This window comes from Desulfitobacterium hafniense DCB-2 (assembly GCF_000021925.1).
GTDB lineage: Bacteria > Bacillota > Desulfitobacteriia > Desulfitobacteriales > Desulfitobacteriaceae > Desulfitobacterium > Desulfitobacterium hafniense.
In genome coordinates, this window is record NC_011830.1 from 2,577,306 (window position 1) to 2,598,369 (window position 21,064).

Sequence of the window (21,064 nt, forward strand, 5' to 3'; positions counted from 1 at the left end):
AAACACCCTATGGAGTGTGTTACCCATATTATACCATGAAGAAGTGAACACAAAAAGATTATAAAAATGATTTGGGTCAGGGTAGTTTCCCGCCTCACAAAAGGAGAACCCGTTGGTTGCCCTTATGCTTAAGGAGTATATAACGCAGGTTTATACTCCCAGATAGTGAAATTAAGCCCGCTTTAGCAGCGGGCTTAATTCCCTTTTATCTTCTTTTATTGTAGAATTGAAAGTAATTATAAAAAAAGGAGATGAACAAATGGCCGTCCGTGTGTTAACCGATAGCACAAGCTACATAGATGATGAAGCAAGACAAGAATTGGAGATAAGACGGGTGTCTTTGAATGTCTCTTTTGGTGATCAATCACTGCGGGAAAGCGACTTAGCCAATGAAGAGTTTTACAAGATGATGGAAGCCAAGGGGATACCCACCTCTTCTCAGCCTTCCATCGGTGAATTTTATCAGGAGATGGAAAAAGTGGTCTCGGCAGGTGAAAGCTTGTGCGGGATTTTCCTATCCTCCGATATGAGCGGGACCTTTTCCACCGCTCAATTAGCGAAAGAGATGGTTCTGGAAAACTATCCCGATGCCCAGATCGAGATCATTGATTCCCGCTCCAATTCTATGCAATTAGGATTTGCCGTGATGCAGGGAGCCCGGGCTGCCCAAGCCAGGAAGAGCCTGGCTGAGGTCAAAGAGGTTGTGCTGCAGACGATTAAGCGCAGTCGTTTTTTGTTTATACCGGATAATCTGGACTATTTGAAAAAGGGGGGCCGGATCGGCGGAGCCGGTGCCTTAATCGGTAATCTGTTTAAAATTATTCCCATTCTCACGGTGGAAGAGGGTAAGGTTCTGGTTCTGACCAAGGTGCGGCATAAGGAGAAAGCCGTGTTGGCCATGATTGATAAGATGCTTGAGGACATCGGCGCCTATGGGTTAGGGGAGATTGCGGTTCACCATATTAATTGCCTCGATGAAGCCCAGGCCTTGGTGAAGAAAATTAAAGATAAGGTCACTGCCAATATTAAGGTGATGCCTATCGGTCCGGTGATCGGACTTCATGTCGGCCCCGGCGCTATTGGGATCGTTTATTATACAGAACATGATTTGCGCTGAAAAAAGTTGCCCTTAAAGATGGTTTTAAATTTATTCACACATCTCTCTTTAAAGGTCGGCGGCTTAGGCGGTTCCGGGGGTGTGGGCTTGCGGCCGCTCACCAGGCCGAAGCCGAAATACCCTTTATAGTATTTCATAAAATTGGCATTTTGCTGCAAGCGTCTGTAGAGGCCCGGTTGGCTGGAGACCTTTTGCACCAGATCCTTAACCAGCATCCAGTCATTTTTCAGTTCGTTTAAGACGAGGTTGCTGTTGGTGTTCTGCAGGGCCTGGGGATTTTTGATTTCTACGTCCACAAACCCTGCTGCGGTCAAGGTTTTGTTCCACTCCTCAAAAGACAGGGGATCAGTGCCTTGGCCATAGCAGAGCTCCATCTGAGCGCGGAGCTGGGGGGGCAGCTCATAGAGCAGAGCCATCTCCAGATCGGCAATCCGGCCTTCAGGTTTTAAGACGCGAAAGAACTCCTGATAGACTTTGCCTTTATCTAAGAAGACGGTGATCGATTCGCACATGATCCAATCAAAATGATCGTCGGGAAAGGGCAGGCGGTTGACATCGGCTACCCTGAATTCCACCAGATGAGCTACTCCTTCATGCTCGGCTCTCTGCCGGGCTTTTTCGATCATTTGGGAATTGATATCGACACCGATAATTTTGCAGCCCTTGTTTTTGGCCAAATAGCAGGCGGTAAGACCGCTGCCGCAGCCTGCGTCAAGAATGAAATCCCCGTCGTTGACATCCATAACTTCCAGGTTTTTGACGGTGGCGGGAAATCCTCCCGGATGGGAGCTCCCAATGCCCAGCCAGGCTAAGAGCTCAAAGTAATTCATGGTTTCAATGGATTTGTTTTTTTCTATCGAATCAAGTTGAACAGCTTCCATGCTACCCTTCCTTTCTCTTAGCAGAATAATAAACTGTCAAGGATATGGAAAGATATTCCATACATATGGTAGTATATTCCTAGAGGGGAAGAAATGAAGCTTGCATCAAAGGAGGCTGGGATGATCGATCTGTTCATGATCTTGGGTGCTTATCTCCTGGGAGGGATGAGCACCGGGTACTATCTTGTCAAACTGTGGCGGCAGGAAGATGTTCGCAACCAGGGGTCCGGGGCAACGGGGGCCACCAATGCGGGAAGAGTTCTGGGCAAGAAGGGATTTTTGCTTACCTTAATGGGTGATGCCCTCAAGGGAGCCTTGGCGCCGGCCTTGTCCATGCATTTCAACCTATCGCTGACTACCCTTATTCTTTGTTTGATCGCAGGTGTGGCCGGGCATATCTGGCCCTTGCAGCTGGGCCTGCGCGGGGGGAAGGGAGTCGCACCGGCACTGGGCGGAATTCTGGTCGTCGATCCCATGCTGGCTTCGGCTGCGGCAGGGGTGTTCCTGTTTGTTTTAGCTTTGACCCGCCAATTCACTTTAAGCGGTCTGGCGGCGATTCTGGGCGCACCCATTCTGTCCTTGATCATGGCGAGACCCTTTGAGCAGTCGGCAGGTTTGGCTGTTCTGGCTATCTTCATACTCTTGGCTCACCGGAAGAATATCCGGGAGATGCTGAATAAATCATCGCAAAGGAGAAGGTAATGGCAAGTACGGATTTAAGCTTTAAAATTGCCGCTGCTGAAGAGGAGTTTGAACAAATCCACCGCTTAAACTACAAAACCTTTGTCAAAGAAATTCCTCAACATGAAGTGAACAGCCAGGAACGGCTGGTTGATCCATTCCACCAGGAAAATACCTATTGCATCGCTTTGCACCGGGGAAAACTCATGGGGATGTTGGCCTGCCGGGACAAACGGCCTTTTTCCATCGATCGGAAATTGGCGGATTTAGATTCCTATCTGCCTCCTTATAGCTCAATCTGCGAAATTCGTCTCTTGGCCGTGGAGAAGGAGGTGCGGGGGACGCGGGTGCTGCTGGGGCTGATGAGCCTGCTTTTTGAGCATTGTCAGAAAAAAGGTTATGATCTGGCCGTAATCTCTGGTACAGTAAGGCAGCTGAAATTATATAATCACCTGGGCTTTAAGCCTTTTGGTCCTCTGGTAGGGACAGCGGCGGCTTCTTATCAGCCCATGTACATGACACGGGAGCAGATGAGTCAAAAGCTTATCGAATTGTTTAAGGCTTTCCAAAGCAAGGATGGCCGGAGAGATAGTGTGAATTTTCTTCCCGGGCCGGTCAAACTTCGCCGGGAAGTGCAAGAGGCCTTAGGGAGACCTCCCCGTTCTCACCGGTCGGAGGAATTCCTGGCAGTAATGGCCCGAATCAAAGAGCAACTGGCCCAATGGCTGAAGGTTCACTATGTTCAGATCCTGCTGGGATCAGGGACTTTGGCCAATGATGTGGTGGGGGCTTATCTCCGCACGGCTCTGGGGCAGAAAAAAGGCCTGGTTCTCAGCAACGGTGAGTTCGGGAACCGTTTGCTGGATCAGGCGCGACGGGCAGGTCTCAATTTTGAAGACTATAGTATTCCTTGGGGAAAAGGGTTCGATTATGAAGACATTGAAAAACACCTGAGCAAGGGGGAGGGTTCGATTCAGTGGCTCTGGGCGGTCCATTTGGAAACCTCCACCGGAGTGCTCAATGATTTGCCAAGACTGAAGGCCCTCTGTCACCGCCAGCGCATTCCTCTGGCTGTGGATTGCGTGAGTTCCATCGGTGCGGTACCAGTGGACTTAAGTGGGGTCTATTTAGCCACCGGAGTCAGCGGCAAAGCCCTCTGTTCCTATCCCGGGCTGAGTTTCGTCTTTTATAATCAGGCCCTGGAGGGCGGAAGACTGCCCCGCTATATGGATCTGGGATTATATCAACAGTCGGAGGGGGTTCCTTTTACCCAATCCTCCAATCTCATCTATGCCTTGGAGCAGGCTTTGCACTATGCGGCAGAAAGAGAGCTGTGCATTAACCAAAGACAGGGGGAGTGGCTCAGAGCGAAGCTGCAGGAGCTTGGATTTCAAGTATTAGCCTTACCGGAAGACGCCGCCCCCAATATACTTACTCTGGTACTGCCCCGGGAAGTGCCATCCCTGGAGTGCGGTGAGCTATTGGAGGAAGAGGGCTATGTTCTCAGCTATCGCAGCGCCTATCTTTTTCAGCGCAACTGGGTCCAAATCTGCTTAATGGGGGAATATGAACCTGAGCAAATTTACGCCTTTCCGGAAATGCTGGCAGAATGTATGAAGAAATGTGGATTAAGAAAAGGTAAGTAAGGGAGAATAGAAAATGTGGAAAGAGTTTAAAGAATTTGCCATGAAAGGGAATGTCATTGATCTGGCTGTGGGCGTTATTATCGGAGGCGCTTTCGGCAAAATCGTCACTTCCTTGGTCAATGATGTGATTATGCCTTTGGTAGGGCTTCTCCTGGGTCAGATGGATTTTTCCAATGCCTTTATTACTCTGGGAAAGGGAGATTTTGCTACCATTGCCGAGGCTCAGGCGGCCAAGGTCCCTACCTTGAATTATGGATTATTCATTAATAATGTCGTGGATTTTCTGATCATCGCCTTTACTATTTTCATTGTAATCAAGCAGATCAACCGGTTTAACAGAAAGAAGGAAGTTAAGGAAGAGGTGGCAGAGGAAAAGGCTACCAAGCCCTGTCCTTATTGCTATGTGGAAATCCATAAGGAGGCGACACGGTGCCCTCATTGTACTTCGGTTTTGGAGAGCCCTTGAAAGCAGGTCTCCAGGATTTTGTTTTACACCGGTCGCTCAATAAGCTGCGCGGACAAAACTAACGCGAAAAGCCCGCCGCTCCGTCGGGTGCCCGGCCAAATCGCTCCTGCTCAATGGCCGGTTGGAAACGTCCTGTTTCCAACCCGACTCCACTGCGTGCTTTTCGCGAAGTTTTGTTTCCGCTCGCTTAAATTCGCTTCCTTCCTGTAAAACAAAATCCTTGGGCCGCTTCTTGGGCTTAAATGGGCGGGGCGTTGTGGGAGCTGTGGGGTAAGCTAATCTTATCCGAGCTGCTTTTTCTGTCTTTACCGACGCCGCTTGAGGCGGCAGGGTCGGCGATGCTTAGTGGGGGGCTCTGGAGGGGCTTGGGTTGAGCTCAGTGATGCCTTGCAAAGAGCCTCAGGTCCTCGGGCCTCCCAAGTCCCGGCCCTGAAGCTATGGAGTACGCGTTGTGGGTAAAGCTACTCGACCCGGGCCAGTTCCCGCAAAAGCCTCTGCAAATCCTCGGGCAGAGGAGCTTGGATGGTGGTGAGTTCACCGGTCAGAGGATGGTTGAACTCGTAGATGGAGGAGTGGAGGGCTTGGCGGTTTATTCTTGCCAGATTGCCCCCATAGAGGTCGTCTCCTAAAAGAGGATGCCCCAGATGTTGGCAATGGACCCGAATCTGGTGGGTGCGGCCTGTCTCCAGGATAAACTCCAGCAGGGAGGCGTCTTGATAACGCTCCAGAACTTTGTAAAGGGTGACTGCAGGTGAGCCCTCCGGGGAAATCTGTCTTTGGATAAAGCTGTCCGGGGCAAGGGCAATAGGGGCCTTGATGGTGCCCTGATCTTCCATCACCTGGCCTTCTACGATTCCCCGGTAGCATTTGTGAATGCGGCCATGGGCGTGCTGCCAAGCCATCTGCTGGTGGGCGAACTGATTTTTGCCGATCACGACCACTCCTGAGGTGTTGCGGTCGATGCGGTGGATGGGGCGAAAGGGGCGCGCTTCTCCTTTGGCCAGCCAATAGCCGACAACGGCGTTGCCGATGGTTCCCCTGGGATAGCGGGGTGTAGGATGAACGACCTGCCCGGCCGGTTTATTGATGGCGATAAAATAGTCGTCTTCGTAAAGAATCTCCAGGGGCAGGTTTTCGCCGGGGATACTATTGATTTCCGGGGGTTGAAGTTGGACGGACAGAGTCTCACCGGCTTTTCCCCGGGTTGTCAAAAAGGTGAACGCTCCATTGACCCAGACCCGTTCTCCTTGTTTCAGATGCTGGATTAATTTACGGGAGAAATGGAAGCGGCGGTAAAGGATGTCCTGGTATTTCACTCCGTCATCCTGGGGCTGGAGGGTATAGGTCCAAAGGTCTTGCTCATGATTCATGCTGCATGCTGCTCCTTGTCGTGTGGTAGGTGTCTTGTGGTAGGCGTCCTTAGAAAGGAATTTCCGGCAGGACTATAGAATTATTACAGAGATATGCCAAATAGGTGGCGCACATAATAAATACCAAGAGAAAGAAGGCAAGATCATTGAAAGATCCGCGGATGGAAAAATTAGCACAAACCATTATCAACTATGCTATTGAACTGAAACCGGAGGAAAAAGTCCTGATTGAAGTCAATGGCTTGGAGATTCCCCTGGCTCAGGCTCTGGTAAAGTATGCTTATGAGGCAGGTGGCCATCCTTTTTTATCTGTCAATAATCATACCCTATTGCGGGAGCTTTTAAAAGGAATGACCGAGGAGCAGGCTCAGGCCATGGCTCGTTGGGATTTGGCCCGCATGAAAGAGATGGATGCCTTTGTAGGCATCAGAGCAGGGGAAAATGCCAATGAGCTCTCCGATGTCCCCGGTGACAAGATGACCATCTATCAGAAAGAGTATCTAAGAACGGTAATGGAGCAGCGGGTATCTCATACCAAATGGGTGGTTATGCGTTATCCCAACGCCTCCATGTCCCAACTGGCCAATACCAGCGTGGAAGCCTTTGAAGACTTCTACTTTGATGTCTGCAACCTGGATTATGCTAAAATGTCCTTGGCTATGGACCCTTTGGTGCAATTAATGGAGCGGACGGACAAAGTACGGATTACAGGTCCGGGAACGGATTTGACCTTCTCCATTAAGGGAATGAAAGGGATTAAATGCGATGGTCATATGAATATTCCCGATGGAGAGGTCTATACAGCACCCCTCCGGGAATCTGTGAACGGGCGGATCTCTTACAATACAGCGGCCCTATATCAAGGGTTTACTTATGAGAATATCGTACTGGAATTTAAGGATGGCCAAATCGTTAAGGCCACAGCCAATGATACCCAGCGCATCGAGGAAATTTTCAATACGGATGAAGGGGCCCGCTATATTGGGGAGTTTGCTATTGGGGTTAACCCGTATATCCTTCATCCCATGAAGGATACTCTTTTCGATGAGAAAATCGACGGGAGCTTCCATTTCACTCCGGGAAATTGCTATGATGATTGCTATAATGGCAATAAATCGGCCATCCATTGGGATTTGGTCTGCATTCAGCGGCCGGAGTACGGGGGCGGGGCAATCTATTTTGACGATGTCCTCATCCGCCAGGATGGCCGCTTCGTGATCCCCGAACTGCAGGGACTTAACCCGGAAAATCTGAAATAGAGCTACCCCGTTGCCAAAGGAGATATGTTCAATGAATAGGAAGAGACTTCGTCTAATCTATAATCCTTATGCCGGTCGCCGTCGCTTAATCCAGGAGATGGACACGGTCATTCGCGTGTTTCAGGAAGGGGGGTATGAAGTCACTCTTCATCGGACGGAATCCCCCACAGATATTGAGCACACTTCTTCCCTGAGCACAGATGTGGAACGCTTGGTTATTGCCGGAGGAGACGGCAGTATTCATCAGGCGGTCAATGGTTTGATGAAGATACCTTCCTCCCAGCGCCCGGCTTTGGGCATCCTGCCTGTAGGAACGGCTAACGATTTAGCCTTCGGACTGCGCCTGCCGCAGAAAATTTCCGAAGCCTGCCAAGTGATTGTACAGGGTTCCCCCTTTGCCATGGATCTGGGACAGGTCAATGGGCGTTATTTTGTCAATGTGTTTAGTGCCGGTTTGCTGACCGACGTCTCACCCAAGGTGGATGTTCATGTCAAAAACCGTTTAGGTCAATTGGCCTATTACTTGAAAGGTATTGAAACCCTGCCCACTTATCGCCCCTTCAAGGTGGAATATGAATGGGAAGGAACCATGATCAGCGAAGAAGCCATGCTTATTTTGGCGGTCAACGGAGTTTCCGTAGGTGGGTTCAGACAATTGATTCCCAAAGCTTCCTTGAATGACGGGAAACTGGATTTTGTCATCGTTCGTCATAGTGGCTGGCCGGATACCATGCGTATGCTTCTGCATCTGGTAGGCGGCGGTAAAGTAAGCAGTGATCAAATCCTTCAATTCCAGACTTCGGAACTCAAAGTATTTACGGAAAGGCCTGTTTTTTCGGATCTGGATGGGGAGTGGGGACCGGAAAGTCCCTGGGAGATCAAGATGGGGCCCAAGCTTACTGTGCTTTGTTAAGGGACCCGCCGGGGTCCCTTTGCACTATCAGAAAAGGGGGATGGATATGGACTTATACCAGGAAGAGCTAATTAAAAAGATATCCGCAATAACCCCCTTTTACATCGTGGGAGGGACCGTCCGGGATCACTTGCTCAACCGCCCCGGCAAGGATGTGGATGGAATCATCCCCATCCCTTTGGAGGAGCTGGAAAAGCATTTGCGGGAGTGGGGCTATCATCCCCTGAAAATAGGGGCAAAGCATCAAACCCTTAGTGTGTTTCAGCAAGGGCAGCGCATGGATATTAACTTCTTTGACGGCGATCTTGAGGCGGATGCTTTAAGAAGGGATTTTACTATCAATGCTGTCTTTCAAGACGCTCGGACAGGAGAATTGATTGATCCTCTTCAAGGAAGAGAGGATCTGGAAAATAAGCTTCTGCGGGCTTGCGGCAATCCCTGGGAGCGATTCAGGGAGGATCCGGTCCGGATTCTCCGCATGGTGCGTTTCAGTGTTCAATACGGGATGGACATCGAGGAGGACACCTTTAGGTCTGCCCAAAGTCTTCTGCCTGAGTTAAAGCATGTGGCCAGTGAGCGGACTTCTGAGGAATTGGGCCGGATCTTAACCTTGGCTGACCCGGCAGCAGGTATCCGCCTGCTGAATGAACTGGGGTATTTGACTCTATACTTGCCGGAGCTGGTGAGGCTGCAGGGCTTAGCCCAGAACCGTTACCATACTAAAGATGCCTGGGAGCATACGTTGCAGGTGCTGGCCAATACCCCGCCCCAGCCGATTCTGCGCTTGGCCGGACTGTTTCATGATCTGGGGAAATGGGAAGTGGCCAGTCGGGAGTGCTATGTCTGGGGGAAATGCTGGGCAGAAGATAAAGGCTATTACATCGGTGAGTATCGGATTCTTGGGCGCCAGCTCCATCGCTACCATGGAGACTATGTGGAAGTACATGGAACCCGTCTGGATCATTATCCTCAGGTTATTCAGGTAAAGCGTATTCGCAAAGACCCTTCCTGCCGCAGAGGATTCGAATGGGTCCGGGATGGCAAACGCCATTTTCTTGGCCATGAGAAAGAAAGCGGGCGCCTTACCCGTCAGATTTTAGCCCGTTTTCGCTTGGCCATGGTTTTAGGTAAAGAAGGAGAGGGGGGTGAAAAGGAGCTGCTCTGGCTGATCGAAAATCATATGAGTGGAACCTTGAGCTTTATAGCGGAACTCCGCGGCGAGGGCAGTGCCCTGCAGCTGAACCAGAAGGTGAGGCAATTCGTCTGGGAGAAAGGGTGGGACGGCCGCTCCTATCGTTTGACAAGAGTTGATCAGCTTTTAGAACTATGGCGGGCTGATTTTTATGGGGGGAAGAAGCGGGAGCCTAAGGAGGAGCAAATCTTTGAGGAGCTTCTGGAAAAGCTTCATCAGACCAATAAGGCCGTGCAAAAGCGTCACCAGGAACTGGAGTGGGGTGAATTGGAGAAATTTGCCCAAGAGCATAAGATCAAGGGAAGAGAATGGGGGGATTTTAAAGAGAGCTTAAGAAAGACCCGTGTTGTCAGTGTCGATTGGATTCCTCTGACCACGGGATTTCTGGAGAAGGAATATAAGCATTTTAAAGGAAGAAATTATGCGAAGAGAGAAAGAGAGTGAAGGGTATGAGTACAAAATGGAGATGTATCGTCTGCGGTTATATTCATGAAGGGGAAGCTCCCCCTGAAAGTTGTCCCCTTTGCGGGGCGGGCCCGGATCAATTTGAAAGACTTGAAGAAACTGAACAGCCTGAAGTCCGCGTAAGCGGGAAGGTGAACCAGCCTGGGGCGGCACCGGCTCTGGACGATGAACAGGCTATTATTCAGGCCCTCTACAGTATTTCTTATGGATTATTTATCATTACGGCTCATTTTGATGGTTTGGATAATGGACAATGCGCCAACACCTGTTTCCAAATCACAGCCGAACCGCCCCGGATAGCCATCGGCATCAATAAAGATAACTATACCCATGAACTGATCAGCCAAAGCGGCCGCTTCGGGGTGTCTGTTCTGAATCAGCAAGGCCATGATTATGTCCGGCGTTTTGGTTACCGCTCCGGACGGGAGGGGAGTAAGTTTGAGGATTTACCCGATGTTCACCGGGGTCAATCCGGAGTTCTCCTGCTGGACAATGCTGTGGCTACCTTGGAAGCGGAAGTGATTGGCCAGCTGGATGCGGGGACTCATACCCTGTTCCTGGGAGAAGTCAAAAGTGCCGAAGTTCGGCAAAAGGCTGAACCAATGACTTATGCCTATTTTAGGGCGACCAAGTAAATGCGCTTGGATTATGGGGGGAGTCAGAATGAAAAATAAACTAATAACAGTGTCGATAATGTTCATAGCGCTGATGGGGATAGCCGGCTATGGTATCTATTGGGCATTTTTCGACGTACAGCGTATTAATGGGCAGGACATACTAACAGAATTGGCTTCCCCTAACAACACCTATACTGTTACAGCTTACCTAAACAATGGCGGGGCGACAACGGATTATGCTGTTTTATGTACGGTGACTAATAATCAAACAAGCAAATCCAAAAATATCTACTGGAATTCTCCTTGTCAAACTGCCGCCGTCGCCTGGGTGGATGATGTCACGGTAATGATTAATGAAGTTGAGCTTGACGTTCGCCATGATGTTTTTGATTACAGAAGACAATAATGCTCATTTCGGCCCAAGCGCGTGACTCTATTGGTTTGAGATTTTTCCTGAAATGAAATAGAATAAAGGTATTAAAAGAGAGAAGTGAGGACTTTGAATAGCTGGATTCAGAGTCCTTTGTTTATTAGCGTGCAGAAGAAAGGGGGGATTTCGGTGGATCAAAAAGAAGGGATGCTGTGGAAAGAGCGCCTTAGACACCTGGCTTTGGAGTCAGGCTTTGCAGCGGTGGGATTTACTCATGCCGAACCTGTTGCCGGGTTGTACGAGTTTTTGGCGGAGCGCAGCGCTCAGGGGTATTATACCTCCTTTGAGGAGAAAGAACTGCGTAAAAGGGTGGATCCTAAAGCAATTTGGCCGGCCTGTGAGACCGTGGTAGTTTTAGCGTATCCCCTGGTTTATTCGGCTCCTCCCCAAAAGGGGGAAGGAGTTCTGGCCCGCTCAGCGGTGGGGGAAGATTATCATAGCCAAGTTAAACGGGCTTTGCACCAATTGGTCAATTCCCTCGGGGAAGCAGGGTGGAGGGGGGAAGCACCTCAAATCCAGGTGGATACAGGCCCCCTCAATGAACGGGCTTTGGCCACCAGGGCCGGGCTGGGCTGGCTGGGGAAAAATCAGCAGCTGATTATTCCCGGGAAGGGTTCCTTTGTGGCTTTAGGGCTGATGCTCCTGGATAAAGCGTTGCCACCGGATGAGCCCCTTGCCGGGCAATGCGGAAATTGTACACGCTGTATCAGGGCCTGCCCTGCTCAAATCTTAGGAACAAGGCACTTTCAAGCCAACGAATGTCTTTCTTACCTGACTCAAAGCAAAGAACCCCTGACAGAGCGGCAAAGAACAGCCTTAGGCAAGCGGATCTTTGGTTGTGATACTTGCCAGGAAGTCTGTCCTCATAACGGATTAAGATGTGACGAAGAAGGGAAACGGAGTATCCTGAATAAGATTAAAGAGGATCGTCAAGGAGAATTGAGAAAGGCAGGGCAGGAGGGAAAGGAACCTGATGTAAGCGGGGAGAAAGCTCTCCCCAGAGGAGTGGACCTCTGGGATATCCTGAACCTGACGAAAAGACAATTCAATCAACAGTGGAGAGGCACAGCAGCCGGCTGGAGGGGTAAAGGGATCCTGCAAAGGAATGCTTATCTTGCCTTAAAGAATCTCCGGGATCCCCGTCTGCCAAGCTGGGAAGAAGAACGAACCGGGCAGGATATTCCGAAGCTGATTCAACCTTATTATAGTAAGGCGGATAAATAGTAGAAAGTACATGGCGTGCCGGAAGTGAACCAGCGGTGATTATCCGGGCGGCGTGGTGATGCCCTTCAGGTCCACCGGAATTATCTTGAAGGGGCTGTCGCAGTAAGACAGTCAGAAAAAAATAAGAAAAGAGGGCGACTGGCAGATGCCAGAAGCCCTCTTTTGCCGTAAAATATAAGTTGATGAACGCCCATACTTTACGGCCAGATTATACATCAAACGGGAGTGTATATCAACTGGTTCTTCCTATGGATATTGGAGAATTAATCCCGGCCGATGATTCGGTAAGGCTTCTGGGCAGTGTCTTGGAAAGGATGAATTACAGTAAATTGCGCGCTGCTTACTCCCGCCTTGGGAGAATCGAAACCTCCCCGGAGAATCTATTCAAAATTGTGGTCTACGGCTATATGAACGGGACCTATTCCACTCGCAAGCTGAAACAGGCTTGTCAGCGCGATATCAATTTTATGTACCTGTGGGGCCGAGCTCCCGCCCCCAACCATGCTACCATTGCCCGTTTTCGTAGTGAACGCCTGACGGATGCTATGGAGGATTTATTTTTACAACTGGTCCAGCTCTTGTCCGAATTAGGTGAACTGTCCCTTTGCAGCGTGTTTATCGACGGTACCAAACTAGAAGCTGATGTCAACCGGTATAGTTTCGTATGGAAGAAATCCACTCAAAACCATGAAACCAAGATGCAGGCCAAGATGAAACGTGAGTTACCCAAACTGGCCGCTGAACTAGGCCTGCGCTTTGATGTCAGAGAAAAGATCCGGACCAAGGACTTAAAGAAGCTACGCAAACACCTCTACGCTCTCAAAGGTGAGCAGACATTCGTTCATGGTAAAGGCAAGAGAAAATCTCCCTTGCAGAGAGCCATTGAAACGGTTGAAGGGTATCTGGCTCGTCAGAAAAACTATGATGACTACAACCACAGCTTCGGAGAGCGAAACAGTTTTTCCAAGACCGACCGGGATGCAACCTTCATGCGGATGAAAGAGGACCACATGAAAAATGGCCAGCTCAAACCGGCCTACAATGCCGTCTTAGCCGTCGATGCCGAATACATCGTCAGTGCCCTCATCTCTCAGGAGCGCAGTGATGTGAATACCTTTATTCCTATGATGAAAACCCTTAAGAGCCTTGGCTACACTAAACCGGTGGCGGATGCAGGGTTTGAGAGCGAAGAGAACTATACCTGGTGCGAAGACAACGGTCAGATGGCCTTCATCAAGCCCGCCAACCATGATCGGGCCAAAACCCGCAAGTATAAAAGCGATATCGGTAAACGGGAGAATATGCCCTATGATGCAGACAGCGATGCCTATATCTGTCATGCGGGCCACAGACTACAAGCGGCTTATGAAAAGAAAACCAAGTCCAAAAACGACTATCCTATCGTGACCACCGTCTATTCGTGTACTCAATGTGAGGGTTGCCCTCATAAAGCCAAATGCATCAAAGGCTCAAGCCCCAAACCCCTGGAAGAGCGCAGCAAGAACCTCTATGTCTCCAAGACCTTTCAGAGACAGCGTCAAGCGATGGAAACCCGAATCCAGAGTGATGAAGGGATTGTGTTGAGGGTCAATCGTTCCATCCAAGTTGAAGGAGCGTTCGGTGTGTTGAAGCAGGACATGAATTTTCGACGTTTCCTCTTACGCGGGCAGGTGAAAGTACAGATTGAGCTGTGGCTGTTGGCTACAGCGTTTAACATAAATAAACTCCACAACAAGATTCAATCGGGGCGTTGTGGAAGCCATTTACATCGTCTTAAAGCAGCGTGATCTAAAACAGAAGAGGGTCTACAGGGGAAAGGGTCTTCCCTTGCTTTGCTGTGTTCAAAAGAGTGCTTAAATGAGGCTCTCTTCCTCTTGTTCGGCCTTTTCCTCAAGAAAAAGAGGGGGCCGCATTACGTTTTCTCACAAACGTTTTGCGACACCCTCTTCCTTTTTTATGGTAAAATATTCATAATCAAAAGCAAGGGTTTTCGATGGCCCGTATTGTTCTGCGTCTAAACCGATATAAAGCAAAGGGGTGCGCATATGAAACGGTGGATTGCATCCATTATTGTAGTGGCAATAATAGTGACTCTCACTGCCTGGGATAATCAAAGCGAAACAACAGTAAACAGCAATGCTCAACAGAATGAATTGCCCAGCGGTAGAGGAGAAATCGCGGAAGAACTCTCAGCCATTGCTGATTTTAATCACGATGGCATCAAGGAAACGGTAAAAGTGATAGCTTTTGATAATGGACAGTATTTTGAATTGCAGATCGGCAATTCTGAAGATCCTATCCTATGGAAAACGGAGGCTGCTACGGCTCATATGGGCTGGCTTGCCCTTTTTCTATGCCAATGGGATGGGGCAGACTATCTTTTGCGCTATTCCCCTTATATGTCTCAGGGAATGTGCCACTATCGCTACGATTTGTTTTTTCTTGATTCATCCGGCAACGAAGTCATAGTCGACAGTAACGCTGTATATTTTGATATAAATTTTGGCAGCCCGGTTCACCTTTCCTTCAACCCCGCTGAAATTGCTGCCTTTATGCATAAGGTAAACGCTTATCTCGAAAACAGTGTGGTTTTGCTCAATACGGATGGCAATCTGAAGTTTGCAGATGAATCCCATTTGCAGGATGCTTTGTGGTGGTTAGATGACGAAGAGGGGTTCACCGACGATAAAACAGCTGACCTTAGTGAGCGTTTAGCAGCCTATAAAAAATACTGTGAAAGCAGATAAGCCGAATACGAAAATGGGAGAAAATTGAGTATAAATCTTTTGGTTATGAAAGATAGGGGGGAAAGCTTGGCTATATGCTGAGCTTTTTGATTTGTTGATTGATCTATCGTTGCTTGGTTGTTCCAATGGCTTGATATTTGTATAATAAGTTAATAATGATTACCTGGAATTGAGCTGAGGCCAATGAAAGTTCCGTTAAGTTATCAAGCGACCGAATACGACTGCGGGCCAACAACGATGATGAATGCCATCAGCTTTCTTTTTGAACGGGAAGAAATACCGCCCGATGTCATTAAATATATTATGCTTTATTGTCTGGATGTCTACAATGACAAGGGAGAGATCGGCAAAAAAGGAACCTCCACCATGGCCATGATGTTTATCAGCAATTGGCTGGGTCAATTCGGCAAGGCTAAAGATTTTCCCATTGAAATCGCTTATCTGACCAAGGAAAATGTTTTTATTGGCCAGACAAGTAAAATCGTTATGGCGCTTCAGCAAGGAGGCGTTGTCGTCGTACGCCTTTATTACGGAGAAGAGCACTATGTCCTTTTGACGGGTATAGATAACGAGAATGAATGGATTTATCTGTTTGATCCATACTATCGTGAACAGCCTTTTGAAGAAGAGGGTATTGAACTCATTGCCGATGCCCCCATGCAAATGAATCGCAAGGTTCCATTTAGCTATTTTAATCAGGAAAGTTCGGAAATTTATGCGCTGGGACCTAAAGATGCCCGGGAAGCGATTATCTTATACAATAAAATCACGCAAAAAACGGCGGAAAGCACAATAGAGTACTTTATCTGACGATTGGACTGTGCCTTTTGGCAGGACTTGAATCACTGCGATTTAAGTCCTTTTGTTTAGTCAGCAAGGTGGAAACCATGTCCGCCCGCGAATTGCAGAAATCATTAGCTCTTAAACAACGGTTTGGTGAAGATGGGATCTTGAGTATAAGGCAAAATAGATCTATAATAATGTTCAGTTCTCTAAAATGTGGGGGTGTAGCTCAGCTGGGAGAGCGCCTGCTTCGCATGTAGGAAGTCGTGGGTTCGAGTCCCATCATCTCCACCATATGAAACACAAACCCGAGTTAATCTCGGGTTCTTTTATCTATATGTAAAGTGATAAGGTATTGGAACGGGAAGGCCAGATAACGCTACTTTCGTTAGCATTTCGAATACCGGGTTTAAGGGAGATGGTGATGAGATTGTAGATCAAGTGATTGGCTGTACAGAAGGATTTGCGTTAGTCCTCTCATGATTAAAGGCCTTGCTTGAGCATAATATTATTTTAAATCTTGTATCAGACCGTTTTCCCGCTCAGAAAATAAAGTAGAAGGCAAATCTAATCACAATTTTTTTATAATGCGCAGGTATAAACAGAGAGGTATAATCATGAAAGAGAATATATTATTTCAGCTGGACATGTGCTGGCAGCTTTATCTTTATCATATGAACGATCTTAAGGAAGCAGAGGCGTTATGGGTATTCAATTCCTCGGGACTACAGGTATACAAGCAGGAAGAAGGCTGGTGTATAGACTGGCCTGAAACCGAGAGTTACGAGTCTGGTCCACCCAGCATTGCCTGGACTTTGTGGCATATTATATATTGGTGGAGCACTGCATTGGATTATAATTTTGATAAGGGCACCTTAAAAAAAGAGGATATTCCTTGGCCAGGAAGTGTTGAAAAAGCAAAAGCAACAATAAACTTCCTGCACGATAAATGGGTTTCATATTTAATCGATTTGTCGGACGCAGATTATTTGTCAAAGCAATATGCCAAATGGCCATTATCCGATAGGAACTTTTCAGATACTGCATTATGGTTAAATGGCGAATTAATGAAAAATGCAGCAGAAATAGGTTATGGGCGATTTTTATATAGAACCTGTGCAAAATAGTTTTCATATATGATTTAATTGAAGGTGATACTCATGAACCAGCAAGAATTCCATATGCTTGATGATGAAAAACTCATATGGATATATGTCGAACTGATTATTCGAAAAGTACGCGGGAAAGCCCCGGCAACAAAGTCGCAGATCATTATGCAGTTGACTAACGGGCAACGAGCATTGTTCCTGTTTCAAGTTCTATATGGTCATGCCAATAATGGGATTCCTCAATTTTTTGCACAGATTTCTTATTTGGCGGATAGGCTGGATATCTGGTCCGCCCTTAAATCAGGAATGAAATATTTCAATGACATTGAAATGCTGAGCCTTATTGAGAAAATGGAAACCGTTTATGCTTATTATGAGGTAGCGCAGCGAAGAGAAGACAGGATATTGCTGGATGAACTTGAGAAATTGTATAAGGAGAGAATCCCTTTCACATTAAAGCGGATTGGTTCATTGATCCGAAGTAATCCGGCAGAATTTACGGTGTCTTTTGACCTAATTTCTTATGAAAAATAAGGCTTAGTAAAAGGCATAAAGCAGCTCCTCAATAAAACTACGCTGGAATGTACCAAGAACGCGATGTTCCTGGGTATATTCCAGCGTAGTTTGCTTTATACAGTAAAAGGAAAGGCTTCTTACTTGATGCGCTTGCTGACGAATCGCTCCATCCGGGTTAAGGCTTCCTGAATCTGTTCCGTGGAATAAGCATAGGAGCAGCGGATATGTCCTTCTCCTGAGGGGCCGAAAGCTGTGCCGGGAACCACGGCTACTTTTTCTTCCTGGAGAAGCTCATTGGCAAATTCCTCCGAGGTCAACCCGGTAGCTTTGATGCTGGGGAAGGTATAGAAGGCGCCCAGTGGCTCGAAACAGGATAAGCCCATTTTGCGGAAGCCATGTACCATCAGTCGGCGGCGGCGGTCATAGGTGGCCACCATATCCTGCATAGCCTGTTCAGCGGAGCGGACCGCTTCCAAAGCGGCCAGCTGGGCGGTGATGGGAGCACAGAGCATTGTGTATTGGTGAATCCGGGTCATGGCTTGGATAAAGTCATGATGCCCGGCTACATAGCCGATTCTCCAGCCGGTCATGGCATAAGATTTGGAAAAACCGCTGATATGCAAGGTGCGGTTTCTCATATTGGGCAAGCTGGCGAAGGCTGTATGGCTGCCGCCGTAGCTCAAATCCGAATAGATCTCGTCAGCCACAACGATCAAATCATGATCCTGGACGAACTTGGCAATGGGTTGGTAGTCTTCCCAGGTCATGATGGCTCCGGTAGGGTTATTAGGATAGGAGAGCACCAGAACCTTGGCGTTGGGGGTATAGACCCGCTCCAGATCCTCTACCCGCACCCGGAAATCTTCTTCTTCCCGGGTGGGAACATAATGAACTTCCGCACCGGCCAGGGTTGCACAAGGGCCGTAAGAGACATAGGCAGGGTCTGTAAGCAAGAGGGCGTCTCCCGGGCCGAGCAGGGCGCGCATCGCCAGATCGACGGCTTCGCTGGCGCCTACGGTGATCAGGATTTCATCATTAGGATTGTATTCCAGGCCCAGCTTTTTTTCCATATTCCAGGAGAGGGCCTGCCGCAGCTCCAGAAGTCCTGAGTTGCTGGTGTACATGGTTTGTCCTTGCTCAAGGGAAAAGATGCCGCTCTCTCTCACGGTCCATGGCGTGACAAAATCCGGTTCTCCGACCCCGAGAGAGATTACATTTTTCATCGTTGAGACCAGATCAAAGAATTTGCGAATCCCTGAGGGGGGTAAATTGGCCGCGATCGGTGAAAGGTACTGATTCACGGTGAAATCACCAGCCTCTCGGGATTATCGTCTTCCCCAAGGAGTTCCACGCCGTTTTGCTTATAGCGTCTGAGGATAAAATGGGTGGTTGTGTCGGTGACATGCTCCAGGGGAGCAAGTTTTTCGGCCACAAATAAGGCCACTTCCTGCATGGTTTTCCCTTCAATTAAAAGGGAAAGGTCATACCCCCCCGACATCAGGTAAACCGCTTTGATCTCAGGGAATTTCTGCAGACGGCGGGCTATTTTATCGAACCCATAACCTCTCTGAGGAAGAACCTTAACATCGATTAAGGCGGTTACGATGGGTTCGCCGGTCCGTTCCCAATTGATCAGTGGACAGTATTGAGCAATAATTTTTTCTTCTTCCCATTGCTTAAGGCGCTCTTCTATAAATTCTTCCGACAAACCGGTCTGAATCGAAAGCTCTTCAAGGGATAAGCGGAAATCATTGGCAATGAGTTCGAGAAGCTTACGTTCATCATGTGTGAGCATGAACAAACTCCTTTCAATTAAGTTTTAAAACATCATATCACACTGTTCTGTAATACAACAAGAGAGAATAATGCAAATTATTATATAGGATAGGGAGAAAGGAAGAAGATTCTAAAAAATATCATATCACGAAAAAACTTGATTGTTAATCTACTTTAAGCAGAATCCAACCCTTTTTTGGACAAATTAGTGAGACATTCTTGGGCATTTTCAAGATTTAGGGTATAATAGAGTGATGATTTATTGCGCATTGCGAAAGGATATGTAGATTAATGGCACATCTTAACATAGTATTAGTCGAACCTGAGATTCCCCCCAATACAGGCAATGTAGCAAGGCTCTGCGCCGCTACAGGAGCCGCCTTGCATTTGGTCAAACCCTTAGGCTTTGAAATAAGCGATAAGCACTTAAAACGAGCCGGCTTGGATTATTGGGATATGCTGGATATTCACATTTACGAAAACTATGCTGAATTCGAAGCCAAGAATCCCCAAGGCCCCCGCTACCTGGCAACCACCAAGGCACAACGCCTCCATACAGATATTCACTACCAACAGGGAGGGTATATTCTCTTTGGCAAAGAAACAAAGGGGCTCTCTCCGGAAATTCTGGCACGCTATCCGGAGACGACTCTGCGCCTGCCCATGCGTGCCGATGCCCGCTCCTTAAATCTTTCCAATTCTGTAGCTGTGGTGGTCTATGAGGCCTTGCGCCAGTGGGGAAACCCGGGACTCATATAGAATGTAGGACTGTTTCACTTAAGATGTAGTATTGTTTGACTTCTGGAGGAAAAGACATGACCTTTGTTTTAACCTTTGTTATTGCCTTAATCATTGCCGTTATCGCCACTCCCTTGTCCATGAAACTGGGGAGACGTTGGGGAGCCATCGATTACCCGGGAGGCCGCCGCGTACATAAGACCCCTATTCCCCGGATCGGCGGCATTGCTATCTATGCAGCCTTCTGGATTGCCGTGATCATTATGGGTATATGGGATAGGCAGATTTGGGGATTGTTTTTCGGCAGTACGATTATTGTTATCGTCGGGGTGGTGGACGATATATTTGACCTGCGCCCCATGGTGAAATTGGTATGGCAGATTATTGCGGCTGCCCTTTTGCTTTTCTTCGGTTTTTCCATGAGTCAGATTTCTCTTCCCATCATCGGGATGAAATTGGATTTTGCGTCCATTGGTTTAGGATGGCTTGGCTTAGTCTTAGCAGTTTTTTGGATTGTCGGACTGGTGAATACAGTGAATATTTCCGATGGTTTGGACGGTCTTGCCGCAGGGATCTGCTTTGAAGCTGCCCTGTTGCTCTGTTGGTCGGCCATCCGCATCAATGAAGTAACAGAAGCCCATCTGACCTTGGCTTTAGCCGGTGCGGCCTTAGGCTTTTTATTCTTTAATTTTCATCCGGCCCGGGTGTTTATGGGGGATTCCGGGAGTATGTTTCTGGGCTATATTATCGGCGGAATCTCGATTATGGGGTTGCTGAAAACAGCCACGGTCCTGGGCCTGGTGTTTCCTCTCCTTGTCTTAGGTATGCCCTTGACAGATATGACCTTTGCCATCATCCGCAGAAAATTGCGGGGCCATTCCATCGCCACGGCGGATCGGGGACATCTTCATCACCGCTTGTTGGATGCCGGCTTTAGCCAGCCTCAGGCTGTGCTGCTCCTTTACGCCATGAGCGGATGCTTTGGCATGGCGGCCGTATTAGGCGCCCTGGGCTCCTGGGTTTGGGCGGCCGCCCTTTTGAGCGCCGATTTTGCTCTCTTGGTGATCATTTTAATGCGTCGTACCGCCTTGCTCAGTGTCATGAGCCGGAAGCACAGCAAATAAGAATAATGAG

At 48.3% G+C, this 21,064-nt stretch carries 21 protein-coding genes and 1 tRNA gene; 18 read left to right on the forward strand and 4 right to left on the reverse strand.

Translation table 11 applies throughout. From position 1 onward, the window contains the following. Positions 1-259 precede the first annotated feature (259 nt). On the forward strand, positions 260-1,117 hold the full coding sequence (locus DHAF_RS11815) for a DegV family protein (protein WP_005814610.1): 858 nt from the start codon (positions 260-262) through the stop codon (positions 1,115-1,117). Here the strand turns inward: DHAF_RS11815 and DHAF_RS11820 are convergent. Beyond that, a complete protein-coding gene (locus DHAF_RS11820; protein ID WP_005814611.1) occupies positions 1,093-1,998 on the reverse strand; it encodes a class I SAM-dependent methyltransferase in 906 nt (301 codons plus the stop codon). The two genes, DHAF_RS11815 and DHAF_RS11820, sit on opposite strands and share 25 nt — an antisense overlap. Positions 1,999-2,091: 93 nt before the next feature. Here DHAF_RS11820 and plsY point away from each other — a divergent pair, with 93 nt between their 5' ends. From plsY to mscL, 3 genes are read left to right on the forward strand one after another with little or no spacing between them, the layout of a single operon-like run. After that, positions 2,092-2,700 carry a glycerol-3-phosphate 1-O-acyltransferase PlsY gene (plsY, locus tag DHAF_RS11825; RefSeq protein ID WP_005814612.1) on the forward strand — a complete coding sequence of 203 codons (609 nt, stop codon included), beginning with the start codon at positions 2,092-2,094 and terminating at the stop codon, positions 2,698-2,700. Continuing rightward, positions 2,700-4,325, forward strand: coding sequence for an aminotransferase class V-fold PLP-dependent enzyme (locus DHAF_RS11830; protein WP_015944001.1), 1,626 nt, complete (start codon positions 2,700-2,702; stop codon positions 4,323-4,325). Before plsY ends, DHAF_RS11830 begins: the two co-directional genes overlap by 1 nt. A 13-nt stretch (positions 4,326-4,338) precedes the next feature. Further along, positions 4,339-4,791 (forward strand): large conductance mechanosensitive channel protein MscL, encoded by a 453-nt coding sequence (gene mscL / locus DHAF_RS11835; RefSeq protein WP_005814614.1) that lies wholly within the window; start codon positions 4,339-4,341, stop codon positions 4,789-4,791. A 461-nt stretch (positions 4,792-5,252) separates the two neighbouring features. On the opposite strand, the gene DHAF_RS11840 is transcribed toward mscL, so the two are convergent. Further along, positions 5,253-6,161, reverse strand: coding sequence for an RluA family pseudouridine synthase (locus DHAF_RS11840; RefSeq protein WP_005814617.1), 909 nt, complete (start codon positions 6,159-6,161; stop codon positions 5,253-5,255). 146 nt (positions 6,162-6,307) lie between these two features. Between DHAF_RS11840 and DHAF_RS11845 the strand changes: the two genes are divergently transcribed. The 12 genes from DHAF_RS11845 (at position 6,308) to DHAF_RS11900 (ending at position 17,434) form a co-directional block, all read left to right on the forward strand. Next, positions 6,308-7,420 carry an aminopeptidase gene (locus DHAF_RS11845; RefSeq protein WP_011459608.1) on the forward strand — a complete coding sequence of 371 codons (1,113 nt, stop codon included), beginning with the start codon at positions 6,308-6,310 and terminating at the stop codon, positions 7,418-7,420. Positions 7,421-7,451: 31 nt separating this feature from the next. Continuing rightward, positions 7,452-8,333: a diacylglycerol/lipid kinase family protein gene (locus DHAF_RS11850; RefSeq protein ID WP_005814621.1), complete on the forward strand. Its 882-nt coding sequence runs from the start codon at positions 7,452-7,454 to the stop codon at positions 8,331-8,333. A 40-nt stretch (positions 8,334-8,373) separates the two neighbouring features. Next, positions 8,374-9,969, forward strand: a complete 1,596-nt coding sequence (locus DHAF_RS11855; RefSeq protein WP_049769573.1) for a tRNA nucleotidyltransferase/poly(A) polymerase-related protein — start codon at positions 8,374-8,376, stop codon at positions 9,967-9,969. Positions 9,970-9,974: 5 nt separating this feature from the next. Further along, positions 9,975-10,625 carry a flavin reductase gene (locus tag DHAF_RS11860; RefSeq protein ID WP_015944003.1) on the forward strand — a complete coding sequence of 217 codons (651 nt, stop codon included), beginning with the start codon at positions 9,975-9,977 and terminating at the stop codon, positions 10,623-10,625. Between the two features lie 28 nt (positions 10,626-10,653). Continuing rightward, the gene (locus DHAF_RS11865) at positions 10,654-11,013 is read left to right on the forward strand and encodes a DUF5412 domain-containing protein (protein WP_015944004.1); all 360 of its coding nucleotides are present in this window, start codon (positions 10,654-10,656) and stop codon (positions 11,011-11,013) included. Between the two features lie 153 nt (positions 11,014-11,166). Then, positions 11,167-12,261, forward strand: a complete 1,095-nt coding sequence (gene queG, locus DHAF_RS11870; RefSeq protein ID WP_015944005.1) for a tRNA epoxyqueuosine(34) reductase QueG — start codon at positions 11,167-11,169, stop codon at positions 12,259-12,261. A gap of 182 nt (positions 12,262-12,443) precedes the next feature. Further along, positions 12,444-14,048, forward strand: coding sequence for an IS1182 family transposase (locus DHAF_RS11875; protein ID WP_015944006.1), 1,605 nt, complete (start codon positions 12,444-12,446; stop codon positions 14,046-14,048). Positions 14,049-14,306: 258 nt separating this feature from the next. Continuing rightward, positions 14,307-15,008, forward strand: a complete 702-nt coding sequence (locus DHAF_RS11880) for a hypothetical protein (protein WP_011459615.1) — start codon at positions 14,307-14,309, stop codon at positions 15,006-15,008. A 183-nt stretch (positions 15,009-15,191) separates the two neighbouring features. Next, positions 15,192-15,818 (forward strand): C39 family peptidase, encoded by a 627-nt coding sequence (locus DHAF_RS11885; protein ID WP_011459616.1) that lies wholly within the window; start codon positions 15,192-15,194, stop codon positions 15,816-15,818. A 191-nt stretch (positions 15,819-16,009) separates the two neighbouring features. Next, positions 16,010-16,085 (forward strand) — tRNA-Ala (locus DHAF_RS11890). Between the two features lie 323 nt (positions 16,086-16,408). Beyond that, complete coding sequence (locus DHAF_RS11895; protein WP_015944007.1) at positions 16,409-16,918, forward strand: DinB family protein; 510 nt, start codon at positions 16,409-16,411, stop codon at positions 16,916-16,918. Between the two features lie 33 nt (positions 16,919-16,951). After that, entirely contained in the window at positions 16,952-17,434 is a 483-nt protein-coding gene (locus DHAF_RS11900) for a hypothetical protein (RefSeq protein ID WP_015944008.1), read from the forward strand. Positions 17,435-17,553: 119 nt separating this feature from the next. Here DHAF_RS11900 and DHAF_RS11905 read toward each other — a convergent pair whose 3' ends face one another. Together DHAF_RS11905 and DHAF_RS11910 are read right to left on the reverse strand one after the other, a co-directional pair. Further along, on the reverse strand, positions 17,554-18,717 hold the full coding sequence (locus tag DHAF_RS11905) for an aminotransferase class I/II-fold pyridoxal phosphate-dependent enzyme (RefSeq protein ID WP_011459619.1): 1,164 nt from the start codon (positions 18,715-18,717) through the stop codon (positions 17,554-17,556). Beyond that, positions 18,714-19,211, reverse strand: coding sequence for an Lrp/AsnC family transcriptional regulator (locus DHAF_RS11910; protein ID WP_005814642.1), 498 nt, complete (start codon positions 19,209-19,211; stop codon positions 18,714-18,716). The genes DHAF_RS11905 and DHAF_RS11910 overlap by 4 nt, the downstream gene beginning before the upstream one ends. Before the next feature lie 272 nt (positions 19,212-19,483). On the opposite strand from DHAF_RS11910, the gene DHAF_RS11915 reads away from it, so the two are divergent. Both DHAF_RS11915 and DHAF_RS11920 read left to right on the forward strand, forming a co-directional pair. After that, positions 19,484-19,951 carry a tRNA (cytidine(34)-2'-O)-methyltransferase gene (locus tag DHAF_RS11915; RefSeq protein WP_015944009.1) on the forward strand — a complete coding sequence of 156 codons (468 nt, stop codon included), beginning with the start codon at positions 19,484-19,486 and terminating at the stop codon, positions 19,949-19,951. 56 nt (positions 19,952-20,007) lie between these two features. Then, on the forward strand, positions 20,008-21,054 hold the full coding sequence (locus DHAF_RS11920) for a glycosyltransferase family 4 protein (protein WP_005814645.1): 1,047 nt from the start codon (positions 20,008-20,010) through the stop codon (positions 21,052-21,054). Positions 21,055-21,064: the final 10 nt, after the last annotated feature.

Bases quoted from the DNA above. Each gene is read 5' to 3' on its own strand.
- DHAF_RS11815 (WP_005814610.1), top strand. From the start codon at position 260: ATGGCCGTCCGTGTGTTAACCGATAGCACAAGCTACATAGATGATGAA.
- DHAF_RS11820 (WP_005814611.1), bottom strand. From the start codon at position 1,998: ATGGAAGCTGTTCAACTTGATTCGATAGAAAAAAACAAATCCATTGAA.
- plsY (WP_005814612.1), top strand. From the start codon at position 2,092: ATGAAGCTTGCATCAAAGGAGGCTGGGATGATCGATCTGTTCATGATC.
- DHAF_RS11830 (WP_015944001.1), top strand. From the start codon at position 2,700: ATGGCAAGTACGGATTTAAGCTTTAAAATTGCCGCTGCTGAAGAGGAG.
- mscL (WP_005814614.1), top strand. From the start codon at position 4,339: ATGTGGAAAGAGTTTAAAGAATTTGCCATGAAAGGGAATGTCATTGAT.
- DHAF_RS11840 (WP_005814617.1), bottom strand. From the start codon at position 6,161: ATGAATCATGAGCAAGACCTTTGGACCTATACCCTCCAGCCCCAGGAT.
- DHAF_RS11850 (WP_005814621.1), top strand. From the start codon at position 7,452: ATGAATAGGAAGAGACTTCGTCTAATCTATAATCCTTATGCCGGTCGC.
- DHAF_RS11855 (WP_049769573.1), top strand. From the start codon at position 8,374: ATGGATATGGACTTATACCAGGAAGAGCTAATTAAAAAGATATCCGCA.
- DHAF_RS11860 (WP_015944003.1), top strand. From the start codon at position 9,975: ATGAGTACAAAATGGAGATGTATCGTCTGCGGTTATATTCATGAAGGG.
- DHAF_RS11865 (WP_015944004.1), top strand. From the start codon at position 10,654: ATGAAAAATAAACTAATAACAGTGTCGATAATGTTCATAGCGCTGATG.
- DHAF_RS11875 (WP_015944006.1), top strand. From the start codon at position 12,444: ATGAACGCCCATACTTTACGGCCAGATTATACATCAAACGGGAGTGTA.
- DHAF_RS11880 (WP_011459615.1), top strand. From the start codon at position 14,307: ATGAAACGGTGGATTGCATCCATTATTGTAGTGGCAATAATAGTGACT.
- DHAF_RS11885 (WP_011459616.1), top strand. From the start codon at position 15,192: ATGAAAGTTCCGTTAAGTTATCAAGCGACCGAATACGACTGCGGGCCA.
- DHAF_RS11895 (WP_015944007.1), top strand. From the start codon at position 16,409: ATGAAAGAGAATATATTATTTCAGCTGGACATGTGCTGGCAGCTTTAT.
- DHAF_RS11900 (WP_015944008.1), top strand. From the start codon at position 16,952: ATGAACCAGCAAGAATTCCATATGCTTGATGATGAAAAACTCATATGG.
- DHAF_RS11910 (WP_005814642.1), bottom strand. From the start codon at position 19,211: ATGCTCACACATGATGAACGTAAGCTTCTCGAACTCATTGCCAATGAT.
- DHAF_RS11915 (WP_015944009.1), top strand. From the start codon at position 19,484: ATGGCACATCTTAACATAGTATTAGTCGAACCTGAGATTCCCCCCAAT.
- DHAF_RS11920 (WP_005814645.1), top strand. From the start codon at position 20,008: ATGACCTTTGTTTTAACCTTTGTTATTGCCTTAATCATTGCCGTTATC.